Consider the following 22710-nt stretch of genomic DNA (forward strand, 5'->3'; position numbering starts at 1 on the left):
TCCGGCCTGTGCCGGGCAAACTGGAGAAAAGAGGTCGAAACGATGACATACAAAGAGGAATTTATCACATTTATGGTGCGCTCTGGCGTGCTTACCTTTGGGGATTTTACCACGAAGTCCGGACGGAAGACCCCTTATTTCGTCAACACCGGGAACTACAAGACCGGGGCCCAGGCGGCCAAGCTGGGAGACTACTACGCCGCCTGCATTCAGGAGCATATGCCGGAGGGAATCACCTGCCTGTTCGGCCCCGCCTACAAGGGGATCCCTCTGGCGGTGTCCGCCGCGGCCTCTCTGTACCGGAACTATGACCGGGACCTGCCTTACTGCTTCAACCGCAAGGAGGCCAAGGACCACGGCGAGGGTGGTTCCATGGTGGGCTACAAGCCACAGGACGGAGATGATGTGGCCATTATTGAGGACGTGGTCACCGCTGGCACCGCCGTCCGGGAGTCTATCGAGCTGTTTAAGCATGTGGCCAAGGTCAACATGAAGGCCCTGTTCGTGTCGGTGGACCGGATGGAGCGGGGCACCCGGGACTGCTCCACCCTGGATGAGCTGCGCCAGGACTATGGTATCCAGGTTTACCCCATCGTTACCGTCCGGGAGGTCATCGCCTTCCTCCATAATAACCCTGTGGATGGCAAAGTCTATATTGACGACGAGATGAAGGCTAAAATGGAAGCCTACCTGGCGGAGTACGGGGCCAAAGCATAAACCTATAACCCCCCGTCCCCTTGGAGAGCATGGGGGGCATCAGGGGGTAACTGGTCCCCCCTGAAAATGCGGTGTGCGAAGCGCATATGTTTTTCCCGCAGGAGAAAACCCGCATTTTGAATGGAGGCGTACCTGGCAGAGTACGGAGCCAAGGGCTGAGAGAGCCTTTGATTGGAGGTGCTGGAATGAACTGTCCATACTGTGGCGGATCAATGCTGGAAGGGACGTTCCACGACCGGGGAGACAGCTATATTCTACCGGCCGGGGAGGTGCCTCCCAAGCTCTGGACCAAGGCTGTCCTGAAGAAAAAGCACGCCATTTTGCTGCCTCCGGAGTCCTTTGGCGCTGTGTGGGCACAGCGGCCAAGTGCGTTCTGGTGCGGGATATGTAAAAAAATGCTGGTAGACTATGGGGAGCTGATGTCCCAGGTTGAGGGGCAAGGTACTGAGGGAAAGGAATAGGTCCCATGGCAGAACAAGGAAAGCACCGCCATGCCGGCCACCGGCAGCGGATGAAAACAGAATTTCTGACCCGTGGGTTGGAGGGCTGGCCGGACCACAGGGTGCTGGAGCTGCTGTTGTTTTACGCCATTCCCCAGGGGGATGTGAACGCCATCGCCCACGACCTGATCGACCGCTTTGGCTCTCTGGCCGGGGTGTTGGATGCCTCGGTGGACGAGCTGACAAAGGTGCTGGGGGTGGGGGAGCACACCGCGCTTCTGCTGCGGCTTATCCCCGCTCTGGGCAGGCGCTACCAGATGGACAGGAGCGACCTGGGAAAGATTATCAACAGCATCCACCAGGCTGAGGAGCTCCTGGGTCCCTATTTTTTTGGGGCGAGAAACGAGATGGTCTATGGCCTCTTCCTGGACAGCAAGCGAAAGGCCCTGGGGGTCCGACTGGTGTCAGAGGGCAGCATCTCTGCCTGTGACATCAATATCCGGCGTATTTTGGAGGAGGCGGTGGGTCTGCGTGCCTCCAGGCTGTATCTGGCCCATAACCACATCAGCAATCTGGCCCTTCCCTCCGACGCCGACTGGCAGGCCACTGATGTCATCCGCAGCGCCCTGCTGCCCGCTGGGGTGACGCTGGAGGACCATCTGATCTTCGTGGACGGGGACGTGGTGTCCCTGATGGAGACAGAGCGCCGGCAGGGCCGTCCCATGTATCAGCTGTTATAAGTACCCGCTCCTCCCCCTGCAAAAACGGTGGGAGGAGCGAAAAACTCTTGTGTTGGAACAAATGTTCTGATATAATGAGGAGTAATCTGTATAGACTACTGGCGAGGTGAAGGGAATGCCCAAATTTGAAGTGGTTTCAGAATATACCCCCAGCGGCGACCAGCCGGAGGCCATTCAGGCTCTGGCCCAGGGGATCGAGATGGGGCTGGACGAGCAGACCCTGCTGGGAGTGACCGGCTCGGGCAAGACCTTCACCATGGCCAAGATCATCGAGAAGGTCCAGCGTCCCACCTTGGTACTGGCCCATAACAAGACTCTGGCCGCCCAACTGTGCGCCGAGTTCCGGGAGTTTTTTCCCAACAACGCGGTGGAATACTTCGTATCCTACTACGACTACTACCAGCCGGAGGCCTATATCCCCCATACGGATACGTTTATTGAAAAGGACTCCGCCATCAATGAGGAAATCGACCGTCTCCGCCTGTCCGCCACCGCCTCCCTGCTGGAGCGGCGGGACGTGATCGTGGTATCCTCGGTGTCCTGCATCTACGGCCTGGGCGAGCCGGAGGATTTTGAGAAGATGATGGTTTCCCTCCGGGTGGGTGCCCAGATGGAGCGGGACGAGATGCTGAAAAAGCTGGTGGCCATCCGCTACGAGCGCAACGACATCGCCTTTGAACGCAATATGTTCCGTGTCCGGGGAGACACGGTGGAGATCTGGCCAGCCTACTGGAAGGACACGGCCATCCGGGTGGAGTTTTTCGGGGACGAGATCGACCGCATCAGCGAGATCAATGTGGTCACCGGCACCCCCATCCGTCGGCTGACCAATATCCCTATCTGGCCTGCCACCCACTATGTCACTCCCAAGGAGAAGATGGACGCCGCTATCCAGGAGATCTACAAGGAGTTGGAGGAGCGGGTGGCTTTCTTCGAATCGGAGAACAAGCTCATTGAGGCCCAGCGCGTCAAGCAGCGCACCATGTACGACGTGGAGATGATGCAGGAGCTGGGCTACTGCTCAGGCATTGAGAATTACTCACGGGTGATTGAAGGCCGCCCCGTCGGCTCGCCTCCCCATACCCTGCTGGACTATTTCCCAAAAGACTTCGTTCTGTTTATCGACGAGAGCCATGTCACCCTGCCCCAGGTGCGGGCCATGTACAATGGGGACCGGGCCCGCAAGACCACCCTGGTGGACTACGGCTTCCGCCTGCCCTGCGCCTTTGACAACCGGCCGCTGAAATTTCCGGAGTTTGAGCAGCGGGTCAACCAGGTGGTCTATGTATCCGCTACCCCTGGGGAGTACGAGCGCACCCGTTCCGGACAGATTGTGGAGCAGGTCATCCGGCCCACCGGTCTGCTGGATCCCCGCATTGAGGTCCGTCCCGTAGAGGGCCAGATCGACGACTTGATCGGCGAGATAAACCAGCGTACCGCCAGGAACGAGCGGGTGCTGGTCACCACCCTGACCAAAAGGATGGCGGAGGATCTGACCGCCTATCTCCAGGGGGCGGGGATCAAGGTGCGCTATATGCACCACGACATCGATGCCATGGAGCGCATGGAAATTATCCGGGATCTGCGCCTGGGTGCCTTCCATGTGCTGGTGGGGATCAACCTGCTGCGGGAGGGGCTGGATCTGCCTGAGGTGTCCTTAGTGGCCATTCTGGACGCGGACAAGGAGGGATTTCTCCGAAGCGAGACTTCCCTCATCCAGACCATCGGCCGGGCGGCCCGAAACGCCGAGGGCATGGTCATCATGTACGCCGACACCATCACACCCTCCATGCGCCGGGCCATGGACGAGACGGAGCGGAGGCGGGAGAAGCAGGACGCCTTCAACAAGGCCCACGGCATCGTACCCAAGACAGTCATCAAATCGGTGCGGGCTCTGCTGGATATCTCTGCCGAAGGGGAGGATACCCCGGAGAAGAAGGGCGAGGTCCAGGGCCTCACTAAACAGCAGAAGGCAGAGCGGATCGCCCGTCTGGAAAAAGAGATGCGCGAGGCTGCCAAGATGCTGGAGTTCGAGCTGGCGGCCGCCCTGCGGGACCAGATCATCGAGCTGCGGGGGAAATAACCGTGAGCGCAAAATTTTCTATGGGTAGAAACTGTGTGGAGATATTCGATTTTTGGTGTAATGACCGGGAAAGTAACGATCCCTACGGCACCGAGTTCAAGGTTCGTGTGTGCTCCAATGGCGAGGACAATTACGGAGAGAGCGAGGAAGAATATGTCGGCACCGGCTCTTGGATGTGCGGGATCGAAGAGGTCAGGAACTTTGTGGGTCAACTGGATGAGATGAATCATCTCCAGGGGAAACACGCTGAGATTAAAGATGTTTCCTACGGAGGCAGGCTGTGCTTCGATCTGGACCGCATGGGCCATGTTCAGGTCAGCGGTACGCTGTTTGGTGTGTATGGGATCCAAAGCCTCAAATTTGAATTTACAGGGGATCAGACCGCCCTGGGACCCTTTTTGGACGGCCTGCGTGAATGTTTGAGGGGATGAGCCAATGGTCATGCCCAGGCGCAAACAAAACCGCCTGCCCGATTGCGACTATGGCCGACCGGGGTATTATTTCATCACGATTTGCACCCGCGGAAAGAGACATACACTTGGGACTGCCGTAGGGGCCGATGCTGGTGCGTTATTTAAAACGCTCTGTCACCGTAGCGTGGGATGAACCAGTGTGGCAGGATGATTATTACGACCACATCATCCGCAACGACCGGGACTATCGACGCATCTGGCAATACATCGACACCAATCCCGCCAAATGGCGGGAGGACCGCTACTACTGTGATATGGAGAGAGAAAATGACCGTGCTCAACCGGCTGAAATGCCTTAATTCCCTGCATTTGAAACTATTGGCGATGGCGCTGATGCTGTGTGACCATATGTGGGCCACAGTGATTCCCGGGGCCGCGTGGATGACCAGTATAGGCCGGCTGGCTTTTCCCATCTTTGCCTTCCAGATTGCGGAGGGCTTTGCCCGCACCCATCATTTCAAAGGATATCTGGGGCGGATCTTTCTGTTTGCCCTGATCTCCGAGATCCCCTTTAATCTGATGTACGGGGGGAATGTGATCTATCCCTTCCATCAGAACGTGCTGTTCACCTTCTGTCTGGCCCTGCTGATGCTGCGTCTGACCCGGGCTGGGGCGGAAAAAGGCGGTCTCTGGCGCTATCTGACCCTTGGAGTGGCCTGCTGGCTGGGCTATGTTCTGGGCCAGCTGTCTATGGTGGACTACGGCGGTCTGGGGGTGCTGACGGTGCTGCTGTTCTGGGTGTGCCGGGAGCTGCCCTTTGGCTGGCTGGCGGAGCTGGCTGGGCTGTGGATCATCAACGGCGTGCTGATGGGCGGGATGCAGTTTCCAATCTCTCTGGGAGGACTGGAGTTCTCCTTCCCGCAGCAGGGGCTGGCCGTGCTGGCCTTGCTCCCTATTTGGATGTATAACGGGCGGCGAGGGCCCGGCGGGCGGGGATTCCAATATTTCTGCTATGCCTTTTATCCCGTCCATATTTTGATCCTGGCTGTGCTGTGGATCTACATACTGTAAGAGAAATGAGGCGATCCCGTGGCAAAGCAGAAGGATGAAAAAACCAATGTGATGCGGATCTTGGACCAAAAAGAGATCCCCTATACCCCCCACACCTATCCCCACGAAGAGGGGGAGGCGGTGGACGGGGTGACGGTGGCCGGGATCATAGGCCGGGATCCGGAGTGTGTGTTCAAAACGCTGGTGGCCCGGGGGGCGTCCGGTGCCTTGTATGTCTTTGACATCCCAGTGGCCGACAGCCTGGACCTGAAAAAAGCGGCCAAGGCGGTAGGGGAAAAGTCCGTCGCCATGCTCCACCAGAAGGAGCTGCTCCCCCTGACAGGCTATGTCCACGGGGGCTGCTCGCCCATCGGTATGAAGAAGCAGTACCCCACGGTGTTCCATGAGACAGCGGAGATTCTGGACACCATTATCGTGTCCGCCGGTAAAATCGGCTGTCAGGTGGAGCTTTCCCCCACAGACCTGATTGGGCTGGTTGGGGCGGAGACCGCCGATCTGACTGTTTGAAAAGGAGAAGACTATGTCTACCAGCCCTGAATTTGTTGCCTATCTCTGCGAACAGCTGGAGGGAACGGGGGAAGTCCGCTCCCGCAAGATGTTCGGAGAGTATATGGTGTATCTCAACGACAGGCCTGTGCTGCTGGTGTGCGACGACACCCCCTTTGTCAAGATGCTCCCCTGTGTGGAAGGGCTGCTGGGAGACCGCCCCTCCGCCGCCCCCTATGAGGGGGCCAAGCCCCACTATGTCCTGGACCCGGACGACGGGGAAACCCTGCGCCGGGCGGCGGAGCTGGTGTCCCCAAACAGTCAACCGCCCAGGAAACGGAGGAAGCAGACATGAGAGAGCAAGCAGACAGGGAAAAATTCCAATACCTCCCCACCGCTGAAAACGGGTTTCTCCTGCTGGGAAAATCGGAGGAGGGGGGCTGGACGGTGCTGGAGGAGTCCGGGCCGAGCCCGGCTCCTGAGCCGGAGCCAGAGGAGCCGGCGGGAATTTATCCCTGCCCCTGCTGCGGATTTCTTACCTTCCCCGTGCCCAAAGAGGAGGCCCTGGCCTATATCTGTCCGGTGTGCTTCTGGGAGAACGACCTGTTTGATCCCGGCGAGGACGACCCCAGCGATGAGAACCGCGGCATGACCCTGCGCCAGGGCCGGGAAAACTACCGGAAATGGGGGGCGGTGCGGGAGGACCTGGTCCGCTTCGCCCGGGAGCCCCGACCGGAGGAAATGAGACTGGATCCTTCGACTCCCTGGGATGCGGCATTTCCCCGGAACATTCAGCCCAACATGGATGAAATCGCCCGCTGGGTAGGCAGTCCACTGTTTTTCCGGCTCCAGAGCTGGATGGAGAACACTTACGGGGTGAAGCCCGCCATCGAGTTCAGCGGGTGTTCCATGGATCGTGGCTGGAACGTGAAGTATAAAAAGGGATCCGGGGCCCTGTGCGCCTGCTACATCCGGGCGGGCTGGTTTACCGCCCTGGTGACGGTGGGGGCAAAGCAGATGGAGGAACTGAACGCCCTGCTGCCCACCTTTTCCCCGGCCTTTCAAACCGTGTTTGAGAATACCCCGCTGTTCAACGGCGGCAAGTGGCTGGTGCTGGATGTGAAGCGGGAGGAGCAGCTGGAGGATGTCCGACGGCTGGTCCTGCTGAAGGCCGGACCGCCCAAAGGGAAACAATAAGGAGAACCAGATCATGCATACTCATATTACTGTCAAAGGCGCACGGGTGAACAACCTGAAGAATATCGACGTGTCCATCCCAAGGGACAAGCTGGTGGTGCTCACCGGACTGTCCGGGTCGGGTAAATCCTCCCTGGCTTTTGACACCATCTACGCCGAAGGGCAGCGCCGCTATGTAGAGTCCCTATCCTCCTATGCCCGGATGTTTCTGGGCCAGATGGAGAAGCCGGATGTGGACTACATCGACGGCCTGTCCCCGGCTATTTCCATCGACCAAAAGACCACCAGCAAGAATCCCCGCTCCACCGTGGGGACGGTGACCGAGATCTACGACTACCTCCGGCTGCTGTGGGCCAGGGTGGGCACGCCTCACTGCCCCATCTGCGGCAAGGAGATCCGTCAGCAGACCATAGACCAGATTATCGACCAGGTGCTGGCCCTGCCGGAGGCCACCCGTATCCAGGTCATGGCTCCTGTGATCCGGGGAAAGAAGGGGGAGCACGCCAAAGTTTTTGAGGATGCCCGGAAGTCGGGCTATGTCCGCTGCCGGGCGGATGGCATCACCTATGACCTGTCCGAGGAGATCAAGCTGGAGAAAAACAAGAAGCACGATATTGAGATCGTGGTGGACCGGCTGGTCATTCGGGAGGATATCACACGCCGGCTTACCGACAGCGTGGAGATCGCCTCCAACCTGGCGGGGGGCCTGGTGGTCATCAACGTGGTGGGGGAAGACCGGGATATCCTGTTCTCCCAGAACTACGCCTGTGAGGACTGCGGCATATCCATTGAGGAGCTCACCCCCCGGATGTTCTCCTTCAACAATCCCTTTGGGGCCTGTCCCACCTGTATGGGCCTGGGCTCCCAAATGAAGATCGACCCGGACCTCATCATGCCAAACAAGAATCTATCCATCGTCGAGGGGGGGATCACCGCCTCTGGCTGGAACAACATCAAGTCGGACGGAATCTCCCGGATGTACTTTGACGCATTGGCCAAGAAATATAAGTTCAAGCTGAACACCCCCATCAAGGACCTGCCGAAGGAGGTGCTGGACGTTATCCTCTACGGCACGGGCGGGGAAAAGCTGACCCTCCACTATGACCAGCCCAGGGGCCAGGGCACCCTGTACCAGCCCTTTGAGGGCATCGTCACCAATCTGGAGCGCCGCTATCGGGAGACCCAGTCCGACGGTATGAAGCGGGAGCTGGAGGAGTGTATGTCCCAGTGCCCCTGCCCCACCTGCCAGGGGCGCAGGCTGAAAAAGGAGTCCCTGGCCGTCACTGTGGGAGGGCTGGATATCGACAGCTACTGCCACAAGAGCGTCAGCGACGCCCTGAACTTCATGGAGCGGCTGGAGCTGAATCCCACCCAGACCATGATCGCCGCCCAGATCATCAAGGAAATCAAAAGCCGGCTGGGCTTTCTACGCTCCGTGGGCTTGCAGTACCTGACCCTCAGCCGGGAGGCGGGGACCCTGTCCGGCGGCGAGAGCCAGCGGATCCGGCTGGCTACCCAGATCGGTTCCTCTCTCATGGGGGTGCTGTATATCCTGGACGAGCCCTCTATCGGTCTGCACCAGCGGGACAACGACAAGCTGCTTGCCACCCTGAAGGAGCTGCGGGACCTGGGCAACACCCTGCTGGTGGTGGAGCACGACGAGGACACCATGCGGGAGGCAGACTATATCATCGACGTGGGTCCCGGCGCAGGAGTTCATGGCGGCCAGATCGTGGCCGCCGGCACCCCGGAGGAGGTCATGAACACCCCAGGCTCTATCACCGGGGACTACCTGTCCGGCCGCAAAAAAATCCCCGTTCCCATCCAGCGCCGGAGAGGGAACGGGAAGTATTTGAAGATATTTGGGGCCAGGGAGAACAACCTGCGGGGCGTGGATGTGGAGTTTCCCCTGGGTACCTTTACCTGTGTTACCGGGGTATCCGGATCGGGCAAATCCTCCCTGGTCAACGAGATCCTGTTTAAGAAGCTGGGAGCTGATTTGAACCGGACCAAGACCAGAGCTGGGAAGCACGACCGCATCGAGGGGGAGGAGTTTTTGGACAAGGTCATCAACATCGACCAGTCCCCCATTGGCCGCACGCCCCGCTCCAACCCAGCCACCTATACCGGCCTGTTCAACGATATCCGGGACCTGTTTGCCTCCACCCCCGACGCCAAAAGCCGGGGCTATGGCCCTGGACGATTCTCCTTCAACACCAGGGGCGGCCGGTGCGAGGCCTGTACCGGCGACGGGCTCATCAAGATCGAGATGCACTTTTTGCCCGATATCTATGTCCCCTGCGAGGTGTGCAAGGGCAGGCGGTACAACCGGGAGACGCTGGAGGTGCGCTACAAGGGCAAGAACATCTACGAGGTGCTGGAGATGACGGTGGATGAGGCCCTGCCCTTCTTTGAAAATCTGCCCCGCATCTATAACCGCCTGAAAACCCTGGAGGAAGTGGGGCTGGGCTATGTGAAGCTGGGCCAGCCCTCCACCGAGCTGTCCGGCGGCGAGGCCCAGCGGGTCAAGCTGGCCACTGAGTTGTCCAAGCGATCCACGGGCAAGACCATCTATATCCTGGACGAGCCCACAACGGGCCTCCACTCCGCCGACGTCCACAAGCTGATTGAGGTCCTCCAGCGGCTGGTGGAGGGGGGGAACACGGTGGTGGTCATCGAGCACAACCTGGATGTCATTAAGACCGCCGACCATATCATCGACCTGGGCCCCGAAGGGGGCGACGGCGGCGGGACCATTGTGTGTACCGGCACGCCGGAGGAGGTGGCGGCCTGTCCGGCCAGCTATACCGGGCAGTATCTGAAAAAGCTGCTGAGATAACGCCGCCGCCAGAGCCCCCAAAATTCGGAGCCGAAGGCGGAGAATTTCCGGAGGCGGAATTCATTTCCGCCGAGGATTTTAATGATAAGAGCCCCCATCCCGGCCCGCCGGGATGGGAGCGGGCGACGGCGGCGGGACCATTGTGTGTACCGGCACGCCGGAGGAAGTGGCGGCCTGTCCGGCCAGCTACACCGGGCAGTATCTGAAAAAGCTGCTGAGATAACGCCGCCGCCAGAGCCCCCAAAAATTCGGAGCCGAAGGCGGAGAATTTCCGGAGGCGGAATTTACTTCCGCCGAGGATTTTAATGATAAGGGTCCCCATCCCGGCCCGCCGGGATGGGAGCGGGCGACGGCGGCGGGACCATCGTCCGCGCTGGCACGCCGGAGAAGGCGGCGGCCTGCTAGTGGGCCCCTCCGGCCGTCAGGGGATGGTCTCAAGGTCCCCGGCCAGGGCCATCCCCGTTTTGAGACCGAGGCGAAAGCCCTGCACGGCAAAAAAAGCGGTCACCGCTTCCAGAGATTCCCGTTGGAGGGGGCCCAGTTCGTTTTCCAACAGATCAAACCACATGGTTTCCCCATCATCCTTGGGTTGGCTTTCAATGTAGGACCTGATATAATGGGCGTACATCCATTTCATGAGATCTGACATTGTGATTCTCCTCGAAATACGACATATTTTGTGGTGTAACTAGATGATACACGACAAATTATGTGTTGTCAAGAGGGAAAAGGAGAATTTTATGGAAAATATTTTACAGAGATTTGGACAGCGCTTGAAATCACTGCGAAAAGAAAAAGGCTTGAAGCAGATTGAGATGGCAGAATTCATGAATATGACTGACCGAAACTATCAGAGGATGGAATATGGTCGAATCAATGTTTCAGCTACTACTCTGATTTTTTTAGCCGACTTCTTTGGCGTCACCACCGACTATCTATTGGGACGTACAGAGGAAAGGAAATAAGACAAATGACTTTTGAACGGATTACCTCCCCGGACCATCCGGCCTTTGACCGCGCCTTTGCCCTGTATACAATCAGTTTTCCTCTCCACGAACAGCGTACACGAGAGAAGCAGGAGCGAGTGTTGTCCCATCCGGAATATCACTTCGATGTTATCTGGGAGGGAGAAACCTTTGTGGGGATTCTTCTGCACTGGGAGGAGGAGGGCTTTTCCTATGTGGAGCACTTTGCTACCGATCCAGCCCTCCGGGGCCAGGGGCTGGGAGCCAGGGCTCTGGAGCTGTTGAACAGCAGGGGCAAAAGCGTGGTGCTGGAGATCGATCCGCCGGTGGACGAGCTCTCCATCCGCCGAAAGGGCTTTTATCAGCGGGCTGGCTTCTGGGAGAATCCCTTTCTCCATGTCCATCCGCCCTACCGCCCCCAATTCAAAGGTCATCCCCTGACGGTGATGACCTATCCCACCCCCTGGGACAGGGGGACATATGAGACGTTTTGGGTCTGCCTGCGGGACACCGTGATGGCGGACTGTAAAACGGACGAACAATGAGGTGTTCCATGGATATTTTCCAGTTCTTGACCGACACCACTGGGGGCAAATGCCTGTTCACCATGCTGGTGTCTATGGTCCCCATCATCGAGCTGCGGGGCGGCCTGCCCTTCGGGGTGGCTCTCGGCCTGCCCTATTACCTGGCGTTCCCGGCGGCGGTCCTGGGCAACCTTATCCCCGCCCCCTTTATCATCGTCTACATCCGCCGGATCTTTGAGCTAATGCGCAGGTATATGCCAAGGCTTAACGGCCTGGTGGACAAGCTGGAAAAGAAGGCCCACCTGAAGGGGCAGAAGGTCCAGAAATACCAGTATCTGGGACTGTGGATCTTTGTGGCCATCCCCCTGCCCGGTACCGGGGCCTGGACCGGCTCTCTGGCGGCCGCCTTTTTGGGGATGCGGTTGAGGAAAGCCCTGCCCGCTGTGGTCATGGGCGTGCTGACCGCCGGGTGTATCATGCTGGCTCTGACCCATGTAGGGATCAACCTATTCTCCGGCACCATGTAGCGGACGGCAGAGAAGGGTCGGAGGGAAACACCAGCGGCCCGCCTTCCGCATAGGATGGCCCGGAGGTGTTGCTCTGTGGAGATGATATGGGATACCCTGCTGGCGGCTGTATGTGTGTTGGGACTGGCCTTTGTGGCCTGGTGGCTCTTTGGCCGCCTGTTTCGTCCTATGCCGGGTCAGGGAGTGCGGGTGCTCATCCCCGGCCGGGGGGAGGGGGAGGACCTGGAGCAGACCCTGCGGGCTTTTATGTGGCTCCGGGGACTGGGACTGCTGGACTGCCCCATTATCATCGCTGACCTGGGCCTGACCCCCAAGGGCTGGGAGCTGGCCCTGCGGCTGACGGCCCGCTGGCCTGGGGTAGTGCTGTGGCCAGCCTCTGACCTGCCGGACTACATAGCGAGGAGCTGAACCAGGGGGCGGCCGGAGGCCGCCCCTATCCAATATCAGGAGATGCAAAGGAGGGAAACGACGCCATGGAACAGCGGGAATTAGAGCTGGTCGAGGGCACCGTTTCCGTGGTCATCTACCAGAACGAGGACAACGGCTACACCATCCTGAAGCTGGATGTACGGGATGAGGAGGTCACCGTAGTTGGCACCATGCCCGGTGTGGCCCCCGGAGAATACCTATCTGTCCGGGGCCGCTGGACCCGCCACCCTACCTATGGGGTGCAGCTCAAGGCCCAGGTAGTGGAGCGCCGACTGCCACAGGGATTGAAGGAGATCTTCCATTACCTGTCCTCCGGGGCTGTGAAGGGTATCGGAAAGGCCACCGCCCGGCTGGTCATCGAGGAGTTCGGGGAGGAGGCCCTGACAGTCATCGAGGACGACCCGGACCAGCTTACGAAAATAAGAGGCATCTCACCCAAGCGGGCCCGCCAGATCGGAGAGGCCTTCCGCCAGCAGATGGGCACCCGCCGGCTGGTGGAGTTTTTGACCGAGCATCAGCTCCCTCTGGAGCTGGCAGCCCTCCTTCACCGGGCCTACGGCGACGTGGCGCTGGAGGTGGTGCGGGCCAACCCCTATCTGCTGGTCAATGAGGAATTCCGGGTGGAATTCTCCCAGGCGGACGGCCTGGCTCTGGCCCTGGGGGTGGGCCATGAGGACCCCTTGCGTCTGGAGGCCGGGCTCCTCTTTGAGATGGCCCACAATAACCTGAACAACGGGCACACCTTCCTGCCCCGGCGCAAGCTGGTGGAGGCCACGGGCGTACTGCTGGAGGTGCCCTGCCAGATGCTGGAGGACTGCCTGACCACCCTGCTGGACCGGGGAGAGGCGGAGCTGGAGCGTATCGCCGGACAGGAAGCGGTCTATCTTCCAGCCCTCCACGACGCGGAAGCCTTTATCGCCCAGCGTTTGGGGGAGATGAGCGCCAGCCGGCTCCTTCCGCCCGATGGGCTGGACAGGCTCATCGACCGCATCCAGCGGGAGCAGCGCATCACATACGCCCCCCAGCAGCGCCAAGCTGTGGAGCTGGCCGCGGAGCGGCAGGTCATGCTTTTGACCGGCGGGCCGGGTACGGGAAAGACCACCTGCCTGCGGGGCGTACTGGACCTGTTTGACAGAATGGGCCTAGAGACCGCCTTGGCGGCCCCTACGGGGCGGGCGGCCAAGCGGCTGGGTGAGCTGTGCGGAACAGAGGCGTCTACCATCCACAGGTTGCTGGAGACGGGCTTTGACCCCCACTCCGGCCGGCTGGTCTTTGCAAAAAATTCCTACGCACCCCTCCAGGCAGACGCTGTCATCGTGGATGAGACCTCGATGGTAGACGTGCCGCTGATGGCCGCCCTGCTGGATGCCCTTGAGGGGGACTGCCGCCTGGTGCTGGTGGGCGATCCAGACCAGCTGCCTTCGGTGGGGCCTGGCAACCTGTTTGCCGATCTCATCCGAAGCAAGGTGGTGCCCACTGTCCGGCTGACGGAGATCTTCCGTCAGGCCGCTCAGAGCGCCATTGTCCGCAGCGCGCATCTGGTCAACAGAGGAGAACTGCCTGACTTGCGGGCCAACGACAGCGATTTCTTTTTCCTGTCCCGTCGGGACCCCCAGAGCGTGTTGGATACCGTTGTGGATCTCTGCCGCCGCCGTCTGCCCGAGCGGATGGGGATTCCCGCCGACCAGATCCAGGTCCTGTCGCCCACCCGGCGGCGGGGCACAGGGACCCGGGCGCTGAACCAGGTGTTGCAGCAGGCCCTGAACCCGCCCCGGGAGGACAAGGGGGAGCGCAGGTTCGGTGACTGGGTATTCCGCGCCGGGGACAAGGTGATGCAGGTGCGGAACAACTACGATATCCTCTGGCGGGAGGAGGGGGGCACCTCATCAGGCATGGGGATGTTCAACGGGGACATCGGGGTGATCCGCTCCATTCAGGGGGAGATCATCACCGTGGACTTTGACGGCAAGGTGGTAGAGTACACTCCAGATATGCTGGGAGAGCTGGAGCCCGCCTTTGCTGTGACAGTACACAAGGCCCAGGGCAGCGAGTACAGGGCGGTCATCCTGGCTGCGCTGGAGGGGGCACCTATGCTCATGACCCGGGGCGTGCTGTATACCGCGATTACCCGCGCCAGGGAGCTGTTTATCATTGTAGGGGACCAGGGGACAGTGGCCCAGATGGTGGCCAATGACCGCCAGACCCGGCGGTACTCTGGCCTAAGGGCCCGGTTGGCGGAAGGGAGCTGGACAAGGAATGAATAAAGCGGCGGCGCTCTTTCAAGGCTGGCCGGAAACCATGGTGTGGTCCTGCCTCCAGGGCTGTATGGGACAGGTGCTGGTGGAAGGCGGGGAAGAGCCCGCCTCCGCGGCGGCCCTGATCGGGGATTTCGCCTTTTTCGCCGGCCGCCCGGACAGGGCGCTTGCCCAGAAAGCGGAAGCGTCTATCCTGGTCCCCGGAGACCAGGGATGGGCCTGTCTGCTGGAGGAGGTCTGGGGGGCGAAGATTATACCCTGGACCCGGTACGCCACGGAGAAGGATCCAAGCTCCTTTTGCCGAGCCAAGCTGGAGGGCTATGCCGGTCCGCCAACGGGATTTGAACTGCGGCCGATGGACGGCGCTCTCTATACACAGGCCATGAAAGAGGATTGGAGCAGGGATCTGTGCGCCCTATTTGAGGACGGACTGGATTACGAGGCACGGGGGATAGGGGTGGCCGTCCTGTGCGGAGGGGAACTGGTAGCGGGAGCCTCCTCCTACGCCGTATACCGGGACGGGATTGAAATTGAGATCGATACCCGGCCGGACCAGCGGGGAAAAGGACTGGCCACCGCCTGTGGGGCGCGGCTCATTTTGGACTGTTTGGACCGGGGGCTATATCCCAGCTGGGACGCCCATGACAAGCGATCCGCCCACCTGGCTCAAAAATTGGGCTATCGCCTGGCCGGGGCCTACCGGGCCTATTTAAACATGGAAAGGCCGGCTCCGGGCCTTCCTGTTCCGTGAGAGCCCGAAGCTGGCCAATCAGCAGCGATATTTACCCCAGGATGCCCAGATGCTCAAGGAGTATTTTGATTCCCATGAGCATAAGGATCAGCCCCCCCGCCAGCTCCGCCTTACCGCGGAAGCGGGCGCCAAAGAGAGCGCCTACCTGGACCCCCGCAGCGGACAGAAGAAAGGTGGTCAGACCGATGAAGGTGATGGCGGGCAGGATATCCACCTGAAGAAAGGCGAAAGTGACCCCCACCGCCAGCGCGTCGATGCTGGTCGCCAGCGCCAGAGGGAGCATGGAGCGGAAGGAGAAGGAGCAGTCTACGTCCTCGCTCTCTTCACGGGACTCCCGCACCATGTTGATACCGATGATGGACAAAAGGAGAAAGGCGATCCAGTGGTCCACTGTGGAGATGAAGGCCTGGAACTGGATGCCGAGCAGCCAGCCAAGCAGCGGCATCATGGCCTGAAAGCCTCCGAAATAGAGACCGCAGGTGAGATTATGGACCGGGCGAAGATGACCAGCTGACAGACCTTTGCACACCGAAACGGCAAAAGCGTCCATAGACAGGCCCACGGCGAGAATGAACAGCTCGAATAAACTCATATTGACCTCCTACCCTGATAGACCGGCACAGGCCGAGCATAGAAAAAAGACCTGCCTGTTGCGGAACAGGCAAGTCTCATCGTTTCAGGTCCGGCCAGAAGGGCAATATCCCCATCAGTATGTTGACCGGGCCACGCTCATGCGCCGACTACTCCCTTACTTGGAATCTAACCATAGCATGACCGGCCGTCCCTTGTCAACCTATTTTTTGGACTTCCTTTCCATGACTGAAAAAAATGAAGAAAAAGTGTTGACAGATGGAAGCGGCTGTGGTAATATAACCCTTGCGCTGAACAGTACAGCGCCAACTGAATCGGATGCGCGAGTGGTGGAATTGGTAGACTCGCTGGCTTCAGGTGCCAGTGCTCGCAAGGGCGTGCGGGTTCGACTCCCGCCTCGCGCACCAAGAAGAACCAGGTCTGAAAAGGCCTGGTTTCTTCATTTTTCCTGAAAACGTTGCGGCACAAGGGATTTGGTGATTGCTCCCTCCCTTGCTTTTTTCCATATTTTACACTCTAACGAGAAAAAAGGCAAGTAAATATCACACGCCGAACAATCATGCAACACGAAATATCACACAGATTGATAGGGGGGCGATTAAAATCAGGCGTCCTCCTCTTTCATAAGCTGATAAAAACATCTATCGATTTTTTGGTCGACCTCATTCTGTTTACTACGCATCGTATGGTCATACACCGAGCGCATAACCCGCGGACTTGACCAGCCACCGCGGGCCATCATATATCTTTCTGGTACCCCAAGAGCACTCATTAAACTGCAATTGGTATGCCGCAAATCATGAAAGCGGATAAGAGGAAGATTATTTTTGCGCAGGATTGTTTTGAGCCTTTGAAGTAAACAATTTCCTTTGATTTTGACTACATGATCCTCCGGGCCATCATTGCCTTTGCTGGCCTTTAGCAGTTCCATGATATACTCAGGCGCATGGAGAGTGCGTGTGGAGCAGGTCGTTTTGGTAGACTTTTCGACCCACTGATTTTCTTTATTCCTTACTCTGGCTTGACGAACCGTAATAGTGTTGTGTGTAAAGTCTACATATTTCCAGGTCAGACCTGTGACTTCAGAAGATCGAAGACTAAGCCAGAGTGCCAAAAGTATAGGGACTTCCATTTCTGATCCTTTGATTGCCCGTAAAAGCTTACCTACCTGCTCAGGCTCTAAGTATTGCTGCTCGTTCAATTCCTTTTGCGGAAGGGTGATATTTAGACGCAAAGCTGGGTGATACTCCCGTAGAACAGCAGAAAAGAACCCATGAATATTATGTACAGACTTTGGGGTGGGCATATGGACTCGGCCCTGACTATCAGTATAGGGCTTGCTCTCTATATTGAATGCTTCCTGGATCATAGATGGTGTCAATCGATTTAGGCGGATTTGCATGAGCCCTTGCAGGTGCCTCCTGCGTATGATGTCATAGCCCCTGACGGTCGATGGTGACAATATACTGTCTTTAGAGGCCAGATATCGCTCCATCGCCTCGGCTAAGGTCATATTAGAAGAGTCCCTAGATATTTCCCGGTAGTGGAGCTGCCACTCCAGGGCGGCATACTCCGCTTCCTTCTTAGTATAGGCAGTGAAAGAACGGTACTGACGTTTTCCATCAGGTGCGGTGCCAGCATAGACTTGGCATCTCCAGGAGCCGGAGGGAAGCTGTTTAGCGGTGGCCATGTTTTTTCTCCTTTCTCTTGCACCAACGTACCTATGTATGATACAATGAGGGCGCAAAGGTGCCTTGGATTTAGCGGTTTGGGGTTCGTTTGCACGTTGCCGTCCCGGAGGTAGGAGTCCGGGGCGGTTTTTTTCATGCCAAATCCGAATACATCGGCGGATTTGGCCGCTAGGGCCTTTCGATGGCTGCATCCCCCAAAAATATGATTAGATAATATCACATGGTTCCAGGACATGGATGCACGACAACGGGGAGCAGTTTTATTTGTTCAGATTTTCGTGGTTTTCGTAGGCAATCTCCTGCAACTGCTTATACAGCACCTGGATATTGTATTTTTTGGGGAACTCAAATTTTTTTTCACTGACAGACACGCCAGTATTTGCCTTGTAGTAGGGGGAGGTGATGTACGAAATATTGATCTCGCTGTCATCCAGCCCAAAGCCGGAAGTCTCTGCGGAAACGTGGATAACGCTGGACAGGTTGATGGAATCCACCCGCATCTTTTGGCCAGTAGCCCCCTGCTTGTCAAAATCGATGATGCGCTTGTCTGTGAACAGTAACACGTCACGCACAAGACGGAAGCCAGTTTGAATCGTTTCACCTTCCATCAAGTATGCGCCGTATTCTTTTGTCAAATCCTCTACAGACACCTCACTCATATTACCGAGCATACCGGAAGCCAAAGAGCCGCCCAACTTACCAATTAGTCCCGTAGTAATTCTCCTCTCTATATTTATCGCCTTCCGGCGGTTGGGGCACCAGGTAATTATCCTTTTACTCCCCCGTTCAGTGTTGCAAGTGCTGGGCAGGGATTTTTATTCATCGACAGGGAGTTTTAACTGATTGTGCATATAGTTCAACTCTCTTGCTCCCTTACCTTCTGAAAGAGTTTTCAACTGATAGACCACTGTGGCACGCAATTTCTTCATGCGCTCTGGTTGGGGCACACCTTGATTGACCAAGTAGGCATTTAGATTTTCTAAGTTGGTCAAGACAAGAAGTTGCTCAATTGTTGCGTAATCCCGGATATTTCCCTTAATGCCTGGATTTTCTATGCGCCATTGTTTTGCGGTCTTTCCGAATAGTACAACATTTAAGAGGTCGGCTTCATCTGCATATACATATCCCTGCTGTTGCTTAGAAAGCTCTGGCGGTATAAGATTTTCCTTGATTGCGTCTGTATGAATTTTATAGTTTGCGCTGACCAGTATTCTTTTGACGTTCCAGTCAAGGGCGAGCCGGTGCCCCTCATCCTCCTTGAGACGCTGGTAGTCTTTGATGATGTACAGCTTGAACTCAGGTGAGAGCCAGGAAGCAAATTCAAAGGCAATATCTTTGTGAGCAAAAGTCCCCCCACCATAGCGGCCAGACTTGGAAATAAGTCCGATTGCATTGGTGCTTTTGATCCACTTTTGTGGGGACATAACAAATGCGTTAGAGCCTGCATCATTTTTAAACTGGTCGAAATCGACCATGTTAAAATTGGGGTTATTTAGTTCTTCCCACAGCCCCAAAAATTCTAAGGTGCTTCTGAGCCTCATCCAATTCTTTACGACATCAGCCGGAAATTCTGGGTTTCTATGTTTTGCAATATCCGTCAGCGAGATATAATCATCCTCGCCCCCAACGGTTGTTACCACAGAAATATCCACACCGTCAGCATGAATCACGCTTTCTACTTTTTTTGCAGACACGGTCAACCTCCTCTCTATCTTTTCCACCCTCCGGTGGTTGGGTTAAAAAACAGTACTGAAAAAAGCGACCGCAAGGCCGACAATCTCAAAGTTGTCCGGGTCCAGTTCTGCCCCCCGGACTGTAATCGTTCGGACCGTTGGGTTCTCCGCCCGGAGCTCCACACAGTCCCCGTACACATATACCCGCTTCAGGGTGTACTCGTCCCCGATGCGGACCACGGCGATCTGTCCGTTTTCCACCTCTGGCTGGATGTGGATGAACACGGCGTCGCCGTCAAAAATCCGGGCGTTAATCATGCTGTGACCCACGCAGCGGAACACCACGTCCGCCTTGATATCTGCCGGGGCCATAACGGTTTCCTCCAGCAGCTCCCGGTGGAGGGGCTTGCCGCAGGCCGTGGCCCCCAGCACCGGCCACTCCTTCATGGTTGGGAGAGCAGTGATGTTGGGAGGAAGGGGACGGGGGATAGATGCTTGAGGGAGTTGTTCCCCGATGGATATTTTTAAATTTGAATCCAGTTTTGAAAATATAGTGTCAAAATCGCTATTTATTGCCAATGCAATAGCATTGATTGTTTTAGGAGTAGCAATCGGTGGTTCTCCTGTTTTAGGGTTTCGATTTCGTTCTAAAATAGAAATATATGCTTTACTAAGTCCCGAACGCTCTGCAATAATATCTTGGCTAAGGCCGTGAGAAGTCCGATATTCCTTGATAATATCTCCAAGCGTCATACATTCACCTCCCGTTTGTCAAGTGCATTATACACGGAGGAAAGTAAGAAAGTCAAGAAAAATCGTAAAATCCACTTGACAAAATGAATCTAGTCGACTATACTACGGGCAAGGAGGTGATAAGATGAAGTTAGACATAAAGCGCATTCGGAAAGAAAAAGGTATTTCTCAAGAGGAATTAGCCGAGAAATCTGGTGTTTCTAGGCCAACAATCTCCAATTTGGAGAATAACCCGGATGCGGTAACGACAACTGATACTCTCCAAAAAATTGCTTTAGCCTTAGATGTGAAGGTTAGTGATTTTCTTTCCCCTTGAAGTCTAGTCGGCTAGATTTTGAGGAGTACATAAACAAGAAGGGGAGGGGGTGAGTAAGATGTTAAGACCAGAAGAGAAATCCGGTTTAATAATTCGCTCTATAGATGGGAAAACAGACATCTATCTTAATGGAGTCTGCATTAACGATAAATGTCTGTCATGTGAAGTCAAAATAGAGGGCCCATATCGCCCAAAAGCAACTATTTCCCTTTTGTGCGAGCGGGTTGAAATGGACATTGGAAAGAATGTAGAAGTTAAAAAAGTAGGTCGTTCAGAATCTCCAGGTTTCTAATAATTTTATCCAGGTTCGCCAGAACAGAAACCAAGAGAGAGCCGAGAGAAACCGCTCCGGCTATAGCAGAAATGATAATAGCCAAATTGGCCTTCGTTTTTGTCCTATCTGGCTTTAGAAACTCCAGACCTTTAAGCGTAATTACTGTGTTAAAAATCTCCGAATGTGCTTTTCCGTCCATAGTACGAAGTTCGATCTCTTCTCCCTTATGATTTCGATATGAAGTTCTGCCTCGAACAAATCCGTTTTCTATACAGTCATTCAATATTTCCGCATCTTCAATGCTCATGTTTAAATCATTAATTTCTTCTGCACTACTAGCATTTTGAATTTTTCGAATCATTTTACACATAGCTTTCCGATAATCTGTTTGATTCCTGATCATACAATCACCTCATTTTAATTGTACCAAAGTTAACCATAGGAATCAACGAAACGAAGTCACAATCAGGAAAGTAAAGAATTTGTCCAATAAAACGGGACGGTAAATAGGGGAGGGGGTGAGAGGGATGGAAGTCGGACCTGTTATCAAGGCGTATATGGAAGCTCACGGTATTAAGCAGATTTTTGTTGCTAAGAAGTGCGGATGGACAGCCCAACGATTGAGTAACGTCCTGAACGGAAAATCTCCACTGACAGTGGAGGATTACAAAGCCCTTTGTAAGTGTATTGGCGTTCCATACGAGCTGTTCTTAGATGACTGAAAGGAGGCGATTCCCATGAACCTATCTAACGTAAAGACCTGTGATCTGGTGGCCGAATTGAGCCACAGGGAAGGAGTAGAAAAACACACCGCAGAACCGTACCAAGATGTGACGGTCTCAGTAAACGGCCCTGCGGTGGTGCTGGTAGTTATAGATTAGACTCTGGTGTATCCATACCTGCCCTTGATAAATGTGTGAAAGTATTTCCCATGAGACCCTGCGGACATGAGGCCGGTATATACAGACTGGGGGACGCCGAAATAGGCATAGGTGCCGCCTTTATGAAATGAGATGTAGAGAGTCCCATTTTCATACCCGATGCTGGAAATATCAGTGGAACTGACAGGAACCATGTTCAAAAGGCATTTCTCCTTTCCTTGAAAATGGAGGGCAAGAAACAGTTACCCTTCTTGGATAATTGTACCATATCCGACGACAAAAATCAATATATTGTATAGAAAATTTGTTCTATACAATATACAGGAAGAAAAGTTCCGAAACTGGAAAAATTCTTCCCCGACATGGATCAGGAAACGCTATTCAAACGGTCCGACGACTAGGGAACATGAAAAGGAGGGGAGGGCGATAACATATCAAATCCGAGAGATGTATGGCGGTGTTAATTCTCCAATCAAAGTGGAATTGACCATATTTTTGTCAGGCCCCGATTGGTATAGACTTTCAAGTTCAGAAGCTTGGCATCATCTGGAAGCATACGTTGATCTGATTGAAAAAGAACGTATCCGCTCACAGCTCCAAGGGCAGATATAGCGATTGGCATTTGCATTGAGTAATAACTTTTCCTTGATATGATTTCTTTTCCGCTTCTTCGGGTATCATCCAAAACCCAAGTCGGGAAGGGGACGCAATCTACTTCATTTTCTCCAGACAGCAAAACAATTCGTGTGATAGCAATCGGAAGTCGAGATTTATTTTCAATATGGACAAAGCAAAGCGTAATTTCGTCATCCGATTTACATTCTGTAATTCTGATTCCTATATTTTTTCTTTGAGATAAAAATGTGAGAATCCATGTTGCTAGAGACATCAAAAAACCTGCAACTGCAATACCGAATGTTATCCACTCCATCAAATGGATCATCCCCTTTCGACCACATACTACCATATTCTAGCGGGAGGGACAATAAAAAGCACCCCGACCAGCGCATCACCGAGGACCAAGGAGCATAAGAAAACCGCCCGTGAGGGCGGGAGTGAGGCCTGCCAGGGAATAAGCCCCGACAGCTTGTAGA

Annotated in this window: 30 protein-coding genes, 1 tRNA gene and 1 pseudogene; 22 read left to right on the forward strand and 10 right to left on the reverse strand. The window is 55.7% G+C overall.

Features of this window, described 5'->3' with window-relative positions; all coding sequences use genetic code 11:
• The first annotated feature begins 42 nt into the window (after positions 1–42).
• From pyrE to uvrA, 11 genes are all read left to right on the forward strand, one after another.
• Entirely contained in the window at positions 43–717 is a 675-nt protein-coding gene (gene pyrE, locus H8S11_RS12245) for an orotate phosphoribosyltransferase (protein WP_147570893.1), read from the forward strand.
• 185 nt (positions 718–902) lie between these two features.
• The gene (locus H8S11_RS12250) at positions 903–1178 is read left to right on the forward strand and encodes a PF20097 family protein (protein ID WP_186853310.1); all 276 of its coding nucleotides are present in this window, start codon (positions 903–905) and stop codon (positions 1176–1178) included.
• A gap of 5 nt (positions 1179–1183) precedes the next feature.
• Positions 1184–1897: a JAB domain-containing protein gene (locus H8S11_RS12255; RefSeq protein ID WP_147570891.1), complete on the forward strand. Its 714-nt coding sequence runs from the start codon at positions 1184–1186 to the stop codon at positions 1895–1897.
• Positions 1898–2012: 115 nt separating this feature from the next.
• On the forward strand, positions 2013–3980 hold the full coding sequence (uvrB, locus tag H8S11_RS12260) for an excinuclease ABC subunit UvrB (RefSeq protein WP_186853311.1): 1968 nt from the start codon (positions 2013–2015) through the stop codon (positions 3978–3980).
• Positions 3981–4000: 20 nt separating this feature from the next.
• Positions 4001–4411 (forward strand): hypothetical protein, encoded by a 411-nt coding sequence (locus H8S11_RS12265; protein ID WP_186853312.1) that lies wholly within the window; start codon positions 4001–4003, stop codon positions 4409–4411.
• A gap of 134 nt (positions 4412–4545) precedes the next feature.
• A complete protein-coding gene (locus H8S11_RS13995) occupies positions 4546–4752 on the forward strand; it encodes a hypothetical protein (RefSeq protein WP_240286912.1) in 207 nt (68 codons plus the stop codon).
• A gap of 10 nt (positions 4753–4762) precedes the next feature.
• Positions 4763–5464 (forward strand): TraX family protein, encoded by a 702-nt coding sequence (locus tag H8S11_RS12275; RefSeq protein ID WP_243201047.1) that lies wholly within the window; start codon positions 4763–4765, stop codon positions 5462–5464.
• A gap of 18 nt (positions 5465–5482) precedes the next feature.
• Positions 5483–5971, forward strand: a complete 489-nt coding sequence (gene ybaK, locus H8S11_RS12280) for a Cys-tRNA(Pro) deacylase (RefSeq protein WP_340405289.1) — start codon at positions 5483–5485, stop codon at positions 5969–5971.
• A gap of 13 nt (positions 5972–5984) precedes the next feature.
• Complete coding sequence (locus H8S11_RS12285) at positions 5985–6305, forward strand: TfoX/Sxy family protein (RefSeq protein WP_186853314.1); 321 nt, start codon at positions 5985–5987, stop codon at positions 6303–6305.
• Complete coding sequence (locus H8S11_RS12290) at positions 6302–7147, forward strand: DUF3788 family protein (RefSeq protein WP_147570887.1); 846 nt, start codon at positions 6302–6304, stop codon at positions 7145–7147. The genes H8S11_RS12285 and H8S11_RS12290 overlap by 4 nt, the downstream gene beginning before the upstream one ends.
• Positions 7148–7160: 13 nt before the next feature.
• Positions 7161–9986, forward strand: a complete 2826-nt coding sequence (gene uvrA, locus H8S11_RS12295; protein WP_186853315.1) for an excinuclease ABC subunit UvrA — start codon at positions 7161–7163, stop codon at positions 9984–9986.
• Between the two features lie 421 nt (positions 9987–10407).
• Here uvrA and H8S11_RS12305 read toward each other — a convergent pair whose 3' ends face one another.
• The gene (locus H8S11_RS12305) at positions 10408–10635 is read right to left on the reverse strand and encodes a hypothetical protein (protein ID WP_186853316.1); all 228 of its coding nucleotides are present in this window, start codon (positions 10633–10635) and stop codon (positions 10408–10410) included.
• Between the two features lie 91 nt (positions 10636–10726).
• On the opposite strand from H8S11_RS12305, the gene H8S11_RS12310 reads away from it, so the two are divergent.
• The 6 genes from H8S11_RS12310 (at position 10727) to H8S11_RS12335 (ending at position 15437) form a co-directional block, all read left to right on the forward strand.
• Complete coding sequence (locus tag H8S11_RS12310; RefSeq protein WP_186853317.1) at positions 10727–10951, forward strand: helix-turn-helix domain-containing protein; 225 nt, start codon at positions 10727–10729, stop codon at positions 10949–10951.
• 5 nt (positions 10952–10956) lie between these two features.
• Entirely contained in the window at positions 10957–11496 is a 540-nt protein-coding gene (locus tag H8S11_RS12315) for a GNAT family N-acetyltransferase (RefSeq protein WP_147570883.1), read from the forward strand.
• An 8-nt stretch (positions 11497–11504) separates the two neighbouring features.
• Positions 11505–12002 carry a COG2426 family protein gene (locus tag H8S11_RS12320; protein WP_147570882.1) on the forward strand — a complete coding sequence of 166 codons (498 nt, stop codon included), beginning with the start codon at positions 11505–11507 and terminating at the stop codon, positions 12000–12002.
• Between the two features lie 75 nt (positions 12003–12077).
• Entirely contained in the window at positions 12078–12410 is a 333-nt protein-coding gene (locus H8S11_RS12325) for a hypothetical protein (RefSeq protein WP_147570881.1), read from the forward strand.
• A gap of 65 nt (positions 12411–12475) precedes the next feature.
• Positions 12476–14695 (forward strand): SF1B family DNA helicase RecD2, encoded by a 2220-nt coding sequence (gene recD2 / locus H8S11_RS12330; protein ID WP_186853318.1) that lies wholly within the window; start codon positions 12476–12478, stop codon positions 14693–14695.
• Positions 14688–15437 carry a GNAT family N-acetyltransferase gene (locus tag H8S11_RS12335; RefSeq protein WP_186853319.1) on the forward strand — a complete coding sequence of 250 codons (750 nt, stop codon included), beginning with the start codon at positions 14688–14690 and terminating at the stop codon, positions 15435–15437. Before recD2 ends, H8S11_RS12335 begins: the two co-directional genes overlap by 8 nt.
• Before the next feature lie 31 nt (positions 15438–15468).
• Here the strand turns inward: H8S11_RS12335 and H8S11_RS12340 are convergent, their stop codons facing one another.
• Positions 15469–16029, reverse strand: coding sequence for a manganese efflux pump MntP (locus H8S11_RS12340; RefSeq protein ID WP_147570878.1), 561 nt, complete (start codon positions 16027–16029; stop codon positions 15469–15471).
• A 319-nt stretch (positions 16030–16348) separates the two neighbouring features.
• Between H8S11_RS12340 and H8S11_RS12345 the strand changes: the two genes are divergently transcribed.
• Positions 16349–16435, forward strand: a tRNA-Leu gene (locus H8S11_RS12345).
• A gap of 197 nt (positions 16436–16632) precedes the next feature.
• Here H8S11_RS12345 and H8S11_RS12350 read toward each other — a convergent pair.
• The 4 genes from H8S11_RS12350 to H8S11_RS14000 all read right to left on the reverse strand — a co-directional run bounded on the left by H8S11_RS12350 (position 16633) and on the right by H8S11_RS14000 (position 19839).
• Positions 16633–17718 (reverse strand): site-specific integrase, encoded by a 1086-nt coding sequence (locus tag H8S11_RS12350; RefSeq protein ID WP_186853320.1) that lies wholly within the window; start codon positions 17716–17718, stop codon positions 16633–16635.
• Between the two features lie 261 nt (positions 17719–17979).
• Positions 17980–18390: a PH domain-containing protein gene (locus tag H8S11_RS12355; RefSeq protein ID WP_186853321.1), complete on the reverse strand. Its 411-nt coding sequence runs from the start codon at positions 18388–18390 to the stop codon at positions 17980–17982.
• A gap of 144 nt (positions 18391–18534) precedes the next feature.
• A complete protein-coding gene (locus H8S11_RS12360; protein WP_186853322.1) occupies positions 18535–19413 on the reverse strand; it encodes a KilA-N domain-containing protein in 879 nt (292 codons plus the stop codon).
• 42 nt (positions 19414–19455) lie between these two features.
• On the reverse strand, positions 19456–19839 hold the full coding sequence (locus H8S11_RS14000; RefSeq protein ID WP_243201049.1) for a LexA family protein: 384 nt from the start codon (positions 19837–19839) through the stop codon (positions 19456–19458).
• 67 nt (positions 19840–19906) lie between these two features.
• Between H8S11_RS14000 and H8S11_RS14005 the strand changes: the two genes are divergently transcribed.
• Complete coding sequence (locus H8S11_RS14005; RefSeq protein ID WP_243201050.1) at positions 19907–20107, forward strand: hypothetical protein; 201 nt, start codon at positions 19907–19909, stop codon at positions 20105–20107.
• Here H8S11_RS14005 and H8S11_RS14310 read toward each other — a convergent pair.
• Positions 20071–20145: pseudogene (locus H8S11_RS14310) on the reverse strand (hypothetical protein); the annotation flags it as partial. The gene H8S11_RS14005 and the pseudogene H8S11_RS14310 overlap by 37 nt on opposite strands.
• A 124-nt stretch (positions 20146–20269) precedes the next feature.
• Between H8S11_RS14310 and H8S11_RS12370 the strand changes: the two are divergent.
• Positions 20270–20461 carry a helix-turn-helix domain-containing protein gene (locus H8S11_RS12370; RefSeq protein ID WP_186853324.1) on the forward strand — a complete coding sequence of 64 codons (192 nt, stop codon included), beginning with the start codon at positions 20270–20272 and terminating at the stop codon, positions 20459–20461.
• A gap of 254 nt (positions 20462–20715) precedes the next feature.
• Here H8S11_RS12370 and H8S11_RS12375 read toward each other — a convergent pair whose 3' ends face one another.
• Positions 20716–21138 (reverse strand): hypothetical protein, encoded by a 423-nt coding sequence (locus tag H8S11_RS12375; protein ID WP_186853325.1) that lies wholly within the window; start codon positions 21136–21138, stop codon positions 20716–20718.
• A gap of 124 nt (positions 21139–21262) precedes the next feature.
• Between H8S11_RS12375 and H8S11_RS12380 the strand changes: the two genes are divergently transcribed.
• Positions 21263–21457 (forward strand): helix-turn-helix domain-containing protein, encoded by a 195-nt coding sequence (locus H8S11_RS12380; RefSeq protein ID WP_186853326.1) that lies wholly within the window; start codon positions 21263–21265, stop codon positions 21455–21457.
• 15 nt (positions 21458–21472) lie between these two features.
• A complete protein-coding gene (locus tag H8S11_RS12385) occupies positions 21473–21616 on the forward strand; it encodes a BC1881 family protein (RefSeq protein ID WP_186853327.1) in 144 nt (47 codons plus the stop codon).
• On the opposite strand, the gene H8S11_RS12390 is transcribed toward H8S11_RS12385, so the two are convergent.
• The gene (locus H8S11_RS12390) at positions 21613–21810 is read right to left on the reverse strand and encodes a KTSC domain-containing protein (protein ID WP_317246494.1); all 198 of its coding nucleotides are present in this window, start codon (positions 21808–21810) and stop codon (positions 21613–21615) included. The genes H8S11_RS12385 and H8S11_RS12390 overlap by 4 nt on opposite strands.
• 278 nt (positions 21811–22088) lie before the next feature.
• Entirely contained in the window at positions 22089–22550 is a 462-nt protein-coding gene (locus H8S11_RS12395; protein ID WP_186853329.1) for a hypothetical protein, read from the reverse strand.
• Between the last annotated feature and the right edge of the window lie 160 nt (positions 22551–22710).

It is taken from the genome of Flintibacter hominis (assembly GCF_014287965.1).
Taxonomy (GTDB): Bacteria; Bacillota; Clostridia; order Oscillospirales; family Oscillospiraceae; genus Lawsonibacter; species Lawsonibacter aceti.

Excerpts from the sequence above, each read along its gene's own strand:
- H8S11_RS12320 (WP_147570882.1), top strand. The coding sequence starts at position 11,505 with ATGGATATTTTCCAGTTCTTGACCGACACCACTGGGGGCAAATGCCTG.
- uvrB (WP_186853311.1), top strand. The coding sequence starts at position 2,013 with ATGCCCAAATTTGAAGTGGTTTCAGAATATACCCCCAGCGGCGACCAG.
- H8S11_RS14000 (WP_243201049.1), bottom strand. The coding sequence starts at position 19,839 with ATGAAGGAGTGGCCGGTGCTGGGGGCCACGGCCTGCGGCAAGCCCCTC.
- H8S11_RS12290 (WP_147570887.1), top strand. The coding sequence starts at position 6,302 with ATGAGAGAGCAAGCAGACAGGGAAAAATTCCAATACCTCCCCACCGCT.
- H8S11_RS12380 (WP_186853326.1), top strand. The coding sequence starts at position 21,263 with ATGGAAGTCGGACCTGTTATCAAGGCGTATATGGAAGCTCACGGTATT.
- H8S11_RS12255 (WP_147570891.1), top strand. The coding sequence starts at position 1,184 with ATGGCAGAACAAGGAAAGCACCGCCATGCCGGCCACCGGCAGCGGATG.
- H8S11_RS12265 (WP_186853312.1), top strand. The coding sequence starts at position 4,001 with ATGGGTAGAAACTGTGTGGAGATATTCGATTTTTGGTGTAATGACCGG.
- H8S11_RS12285 (WP_186853314.1), top strand. The coding sequence starts at position 5,985 with ATGTCTACCAGCCCTGAATTTGTTGCCTATCTCTGCGAACAGCTGGAG.
- H8S11_RS12350 (WP_186853320.1), bottom strand. The coding sequence starts at position 17,718 with ATGGCCACCGCTAAACAGCTTCCCTCCGGCTCCTGGAGATGCCAAGTC.
- H8S11_RS12385 (WP_186853327.1), top strand. The coding sequence starts at position 21,473 with ATGAACCTATCTAACGTAAAGACCTGTGATCTGGTGGCCGAATTGAGC.
- H8S11_RS12375 (WP_186853325.1), bottom strand. The coding sequence starts at position 21,138 with ATGATCAGGAATCAAACAGATTATCGGAAAGCTATGTGTAAAATGATT.
- H8S11_RS12250 (WP_186853310.1), top strand. The coding sequence starts at position 903 with ATGAACTGTCCATACTGTGGCGGATCAATGCTGGAAGGGACGTTCCAC.
- H8S11_RS12335 (WP_186853319.1), top strand. The coding sequence starts at position 14,688 with ATGAATAAAGCGGCGGCGCTCTTTCAAGGCTGGCCGGAAACCATGGTG.
- H8S11_RS12370 (WP_186853324.1), top strand. The coding sequence starts at position 20,270 with ATGAAGTTAGACATAAAGCGCATTCGGAAAGAAAAAGGTATTTCTCAA.
- H8S11_RS12355 (WP_186853321.1), bottom strand. The coding sequence starts at position 18,390 with ATGCTCGGTAATATGAGTGAGGTGTCTGTAGAGGATTTGACAAAAGAA.
- H8S11_RS14005 (WP_243201050.1), top strand. The coding sequence starts at position 19,907 with ATGGATATTTTTAAATTTGAATCCAGTTTTGAAAATATAGTGTCAAAA.
- recD2 (WP_186853318.1), top strand. The coding sequence starts at position 12,476 with ATGGAACAGCGGGAATTAGAGCTGGTCGAGGGCACCGTTTCCGTGGTC.
- H8S11_RS12305 (WP_186853316.1), bottom strand. The coding sequence starts at position 10,635 with ATGTCAGATCTCATGAAATGGATGTACGCCCATTATATCAGGTCCTAC.
- uvrA (WP_186853315.1), top strand. The coding sequence starts at position 7,161 with ATGCATACTCATATTACTGTCAAAGGCGCACGGGTGAACAACCTGAAG.
- H8S11_RS12340 (WP_147570878.1), bottom strand. The coding sequence starts at position 16,029 with ATGAGTTTATTCGAGCTGTTCATTCTCGCCGTGGGCCTGTCTATGGAC.
- pyrE (WP_147570893.1), top strand. The coding sequence starts at position 43 with ATGACATACAAAGAGGAATTTATCACATTTATGGTGCGCTCTGGCGTG.
- H8S11_RS12310 (WP_186853317.1), top strand. The coding sequence starts at position 10,727 with ATGGAAAATATTTTACAGAGATTTGGACAGCGCTTGAAATCACTGCGA.
- H8S11_RS12315 (WP_147570883.1), top strand. The coding sequence starts at position 10,957 with ATGACTTTTGAACGGATTACCTCCCCGGACCATCCGGCCTTTGACCGC.
- H8S11_RS12390 (WP_317246494.1), bottom strand. The coding sequence starts at position 21,810 with ATGGTTCCTGTCAGTTCCACTGATATTTCCAGCATCGGGTATGAAAAT.